Genomic DNA, 4,775 nt, shown 5'->3' with positions numbered 1-4,775 from the left:
GGGAACGCCGAGCCGACATCCACGAAGCCTTCCTCAAACTCGCCTGCTGCCTCATCACCCACCGACAGATCAACTCATTGTGTTAGCCGCTGTTAACCAGCGACCATGCCGGGCCTTCGATACCGAAGACCTGTACGCCTCCCAGCCCGGAGGCGACCAGCTCCGCCACCAGCCCTTCGGCTCGGTGAAAGTAGGACAGGGTGAACCCCCGCGTCCCGCCATAAACGGCGGTCTCCAGAATCTTGGAGACGGAGTTATGGATCCGTTCGGTGTGCAAGTGTGCGTACGTGACGTGCTCGAGGAGTGACGCGTAGCGATTGATAGTGGCGGCAGCGACGAGCCCGCCGGGCTTGGCCACGCGAAAGGCTTCCGCTAGCGCCCTCTGCCGGTCGGCTGGATCGGGTAGGTGGTAGAGCTGCACGACATCGAAGGTGTCGTCCGGCTCGGGCAGATCACGCGCATCCCCGACGACTGCTGGGCACACCGCCGACGCAGCCTCAACATGTCGGGGAACGAGGTCCACCAGGGTGACTTCGTAGCCGTCCTTCACTAGCCACTCAGCGTGAATCCCGGTCCCCCCTCCCACGTCGAGCACTCGCGCGGGCGCGGGGGCAGGAAACAACGGAAGAGCTCCTGAGTCCTGACCAATTCCATCCGGCCGTCTGCCGAGCTGCGCAGGCGGCTGTCCTCGTTGACCGTCTCACCATAGAACCCCATTACGGAGGGAGTCAATTCGAGATTCGACATGGTCGCAGTATCGTGTGTACCGGTGGACCAGTCCAGCGTAGGAAGCAGGGGAAGCCATGTTTGATCTGCTTCTAAGATTTTATCAAAAGGCAGGCTTTGAGCCGTACTGACTCTACCGAATTGGCCCGCTATTCTGGCCGAATGGGCGCGCCCCTTGCTGATTCCTCAGCGAGCCGCTGTCGCACCAGTAGGCGATGGGCGCTGCCGAGTATGCATGCACCAGTAGTGGTCAACCGACATGGAACCGCTCCCTGCCACGGAGGGCGTGGTGTGGCAGGGAGTGACGTTTACAGAGTGGCGTTCAGTTTTTTCGCCCTTTGCTTACGCTTCCTCCTGGGCAACGGCGATACCGGTTCGCGGAGCCGCGTGGATTCTTCGACGTAGTCGTTGATCGTGGCGGCCATCTTCAGTGCCTGAGCGGGCTCATCCGGTCCCAGGTCGAGGACGCATCCCACTGACGAGCACCGGTCACACGGTGCCGATACTCCGATCCCTTCCAGTTCAACCCCCAACTTCCGCAACACGTTGACCAGTTCAACACCAGCCACCACCGCATAGTCGCGACCCTGGTCATCGAAATACTCCGGGCCGCCTGGGTGAAACTTCTGCTGCACGAAAAGCCTTTCAGGTGCGAGGGGGGAAGCGGTGGACCTAGTCAGCGGGATCGAGCTTTTCTGCCTGCGCCTCCTTGGGTGTGGGCTGAGAGAGGGATTTGACCTCCTCGCTCATACGCTGGAACTCGACGGCGTACTCGTCGATCTTCATCGCCATTCTCACGGCTTCCGCCGGCCGCAGGTTGCCCAGAACCACCAAGTAGGGGTCCTCGATCACAGTGCAGGTGTGGCAGACTCGCGAAACGCCGATGTCGTCGAAGTCGACTTCGAACCTTCGCAAGGCATTGACCAGTTGTACTCCGGCCGAGACGGCTTCAATGCGATCTGCATCGTCGAAGTACCCCGGACCGACGTCATCGCCGACATTCAGGGAGATCCTGCCCCTGTTCTTGTAGTGATTTTCTGTCATAGTCAGCCCTTCATCGTTGGGTTTCTGATTGGGGAATTTTGCACACCTCCGGGAGGTAGCGCTTCGCTGTTCCTCCTGGTGTGACCTCGTGCGAAAATCGGCGGCAAGCAGCGGCTGCCCAGTGGATAGTGAACGCGGACTACCCAGGTGAGTCACGAACCTCGTGGTGCTGATATCCGAGATCGGTCGATGGCGGCGAAACCGCATGCACTCGCTCGTCGGTGTCGCCGCGCTGGCGGCTCGGTTACAGGTACGCCCGGTGCGTGGTGCTGCGGGCCCGCAGGTCGTCCGTATCTCGGCGGGCCAGTTGTTCACAGACCATCCGCTCGACCGTCACCAGGCAGTCGTCGCAAGCGAACATGTCGCCGTCGCCGTCCCTCGTACGGACAGGGCCTAACCACTTGACGGGTACGCGCTCCCGGTGGCACCCGAGCCAGCAAGGCCCCACGACCCGGTTGAGTTTCATGTGGGCAGAGGGAACTGGAACTGATCAGCCGGCCGGAAGACGGTGCGGCGGCCGGTCATGATCCAGGGCAGATGTCGGCCCTCCAACTCCAGAATCCGGCTGCTCCCGCTTGCCCCTCTCATGTTGCGGATGCGGTAGCAGCCGCCGTCGAGAGGGAGGTGGTCACCGACCTTGACCTGGTCGGGAGTCACCTCCAGAGGCAAGGTGCCTTCCGGTCGCAGCTCTTCGAGGGGCTTCGCCGGCAGATGCGCCAGGCTCTCCAACCCAGCGGCAAGGCGTTCGGCCGTCCTCACGTTCATTCGTCCGTGAATGGCTACCACGGGGCGCCCGCTCACGACTTCGGGAACAACCTGCTCCAGGAACACGCCACAACCGCGCAGAGCTCGGACAAGGCGGACGACGGTGGTCGATGCGTCCGTCTCTGTGGGCTCGTTGAGGTCTGGCGGTACGTAGGGCAGCGGGGAACTGGTGGTCATGTGGGTACTCCTGGTGAGGGGTCTCCGCTCGATCTGCTTCCAGACTGCACTTGCCTGACTACGCTGTGAAGTTCCCAGGCGCTCAACCTGCATGGTGAGCAGCCGGGCATATGCCAGAGCCGCTGAGCAGCGCGGATGACGAGGTCTCTTGCGTGCCCAGATGTGTGATCAGGGGAGGTGGGGAATGGCTGAGGACGTTGACGCGCGGAAGAGGTTTGCCTCGGAGTTGAGAAGCCACCGGGAGCTGCACGGTCAAAGAGGGCTGACCCAAACCGAGTTGGCGAAGATAGTGAAGACCTCGAGAAGCACGATCAGCCGACTTGAGGCCTCAGTAGGACACATCCCGCCTGACATCCCCCGACGTCTCGACGAGGTGTTCGAGACGGATGGTCTCTTCAATCGACTCTACGAAGAGATCGAGTCGCAGGGCTTTCCCGCCCACTCGCGGCGACGGCTGGCGCTGGAATCCAAGGCCCTGACCATCCTTGAGTGGTCCCCCACCGTCGTGCCTGGCCTGCTCCAAACGGCGTCGTACGCGTATGCGCTCCTACGGGAAGGGCTGCCGAGGGCCAGTGAGACGGAGGTGCAGAACAAGGTTCGGCAACGCATGGACCGGCAAGAACTGTGGCGTAGCGCCTCCCCGCCCGACCTGTCGGTGGTGGTTTGTGAGTCAGTGATTCGCCGCAGAGTAGGGAGCGAGGGCACCATGCGGGAGCAGCTGTCGGCTCTTCTGAACTTCGCGGAGAAGCGCACCTCTCTCCTCCAGGTTCTTCCGCTGGATGCAGGTACGCACAGTCTGATGGACGGGTCCCTCTCCATCCTGGCCATGCCTGGTGAAGGGATGATCGCCTACACGGAGGGCGTTCGATCGGGCTCCATCATCGATGAACCGACCGAGGTCCGGGCCCTTGCGAGGTCTTACGATGTGCTCAGCGCATCAGCTCTCTCGCGGGAAGGCTCGGCCCGCATGATCAAGTGTCAGTTGGAGGCATCGTGAAGGCCACTCCCTCTTGGGTGAGGTCCAGTTACAGCAGCCAGGACGGCGGCAACTGCCTGGAGTGGTGCCCCTCCGTGGCTGCTGAGACGGGCATCGTCCCCGTCCGTGACAGCAAGGTCCCCGTAGGCCCTTCCCTGGCCTTCTCGCGCGGCGCGTGGGCCGGTCTGGTGCAGTACGCGAAGACCGCTGCGGTCTAGTCGCTCAACTCAGTAACGCAAAGGGGCTTCGCCGGTCGGTGGGGCCCCTTTGCGGTCCCTGCCTCTCGGCCGACGCCTCACCCGATCCACCGATACCGCCGCTCCGGCCGCCCCGTCCCCCCGTAGCGCAGCGTCACCTCCGCGCGGCCCGTGCCCGCGAAGTGTTCCAGGTAGCGGCGTGCGCTCACCCGGGACAGGGCGCCTGCCTCCGCGCACTCCGTGGCGGACAGGCCCTCCGGGCGGGCGCGGAGGGTGCGCTCCACCAGGTCGGCTGTCGGGGCGGCCAGGCCCTTCGGGAGTTCGCGGGAGCCGGGCGGGCGGGTGCCGAAGATCTGGTCCACGTCCTCCTGGCGCGCCTCGCCCAGCTCGTCCAGGCGGGCGCGGAGCGCGGCCACGTGGCGCAGCTGCTCCTGGAGGGCGGACCGGCTGAACGGCTTGATCAGGTAGTGCAGGGCCCCGGCCCGCAGCGCCGACCGGATCACTCCCGCGTCCCTCGCCGCCGTGATGAACAGGGCGTCCGCGCTCGGGCGTGAGGCGTCCTGCTCCTCCGCCGTGCGCAGGGCACGCAGGACGTCGATCCCGTCCATGTCGGGCAGGTAGATGTCCAGCAGCACCAGGTCGGGGCGCAGCCGCTCGGCCGCCCGCAGGGCTTCGGCGCCGTTGTGTGCCACACCGGCCACCGCGAAACCGTCCATTGCGGACACGTAGCGGCTGTGCAATTTCGCGACCATGAAGTCGTCGTCCACCACCAGCACCGTTGTCACGCCGGACACGCTAACAGCGGCTAACACAATGAGTTGATCTGTCGGTGGGTGATGAGGCAGCAGGCGAGTTTGAGGAAGGCTTCGTGGATGTCGGCTCGGCGTTCC

Annotated in this window: 6 protein-coding genes and 3 pseudogenes; 3 read left to right on the top strand and 6 right to left on the bottom strand. The window is 64.1% G+C overall.

The window, feature by feature from the left end; translation table 11 throughout:
• A pseudogene (locus ACFWRT_RS37505) lies at positions 1-86 on the top strand (IS5/IS1182 family transposase); the annotation flags it as partial.
• 2 nt (positions 87-88) lie between these two features.
• Here the strand turns inward: ACFWRT_RS37505 and ACFWRT_RS37500 are convergent.
• The 4 genes and pseudogenes from ACFWRT_RS37500 to ACFWRT_RS37485 form a co-directional block, all read right to left on the bottom strand.
• Positions 89-747, bottom strand: a pseudogene (locus ACFWRT_RS37500) (class I SAM-dependent methyltransferase); the annotation flags it as partial.
• Positions 748-1,034: 287 nt separating this feature from the next.
• A complete protein-coding gene (locus tag ACFWRT_RS37495) occupies positions 1,035-1,361 on the bottom strand; it encodes a hypothetical protein (protein ID WP_380956077.1) in 327 nt (108 codons plus the stop codon).
• A 37-nt stretch (positions 1,362-1,398) separates the two neighbouring features.
• On the bottom strand, positions 1,399-1,770 hold the full coding sequence (locus ACFWRT_RS37490; protein ID WP_380956075.1) for a hypothetical protein: 372 nt from the start codon (positions 1,768-1,770) through the stop codon (positions 1,399-1,401).
• A 462-nt stretch (positions 1,771-2,232) separates the two neighbouring features.
• The gene (locus tag ACFWRT_RS37485) at positions 2,233-2,712 is read right to left on the bottom strand and encodes a hypothetical protein (RefSeq protein ID WP_380956073.1); all 480 of its coding nucleotides are present in this window, start codon (positions 2,710-2,712) and stop codon (positions 2,233-2,235) included.
• A 184-nt stretch (positions 2,713-2,896) separates the two neighbouring features.
• On the opposite strand from ACFWRT_RS37485, the gene ACFWRT_RS37480 reads away from it, so the two are divergent.
• Positions 2,897-3,709 carry a helix-turn-helix domain-containing protein gene (locus ACFWRT_RS37480; RefSeq protein WP_380956072.1) on the top strand — a complete coding sequence of 271 codons (813 nt, stop codon included), beginning with the start codon at positions 2,897-2,899 and terminating at the stop codon, positions 3,707-3,709.
• A complete protein-coding gene (locus ACFWRT_RS37475) occupies positions 3,688-3,906 on the top strand; it encodes a DUF397 domain-containing protein (RefSeq protein WP_380956071.1) in 219 nt (72 codons plus the stop codon). The genes ACFWRT_RS37480 and ACFWRT_RS37475 overlap by 22 nt, the downstream gene beginning before the upstream one ends.
• A gap of 77 nt (positions 3,907-3,983) precedes the next feature.
• Here the strand turns inward: ACFWRT_RS37475 and ACFWRT_RS37470 are convergent, their stop codons facing one another.
• Together ACFWRT_RS37470 and ACFWRT_RS37465 are read right to left on the bottom strand one after the other, a co-directional pair.
• Positions 3,984-4,670 (bottom strand): response regulator, encoded by a 687-nt coding sequence (locus ACFWRT_RS37470; RefSeq protein ID WP_380956069.1) that lies wholly within the window; start codon positions 4,668-4,670, stop codon positions 3,984-3,986.
• 20 nt (positions 4,671-4,690) lie between these two features.
• A pseudogene (locus tag ACFWRT_RS37465) lies at positions 4,691-4,775 on the bottom strand (IS5/IS1182 family transposase); the annotation flags it as partial.

Origin of the sequence: Streptomyces cyaneofuscatus (genome assembly GCF_042718795.1) — a bacterium.
Classification (GTDB): Bacteria; Actinomycetota; Actinomycetes; order Streptomycetales; family Streptomycetaceae; genus Streptomyces; species Streptomyces cyaneofuscatus_A.
Note: the sequence above shows the minus strand (reverse complement) of the source record. Positions and strands in the feature narration are given on the sequence as shown.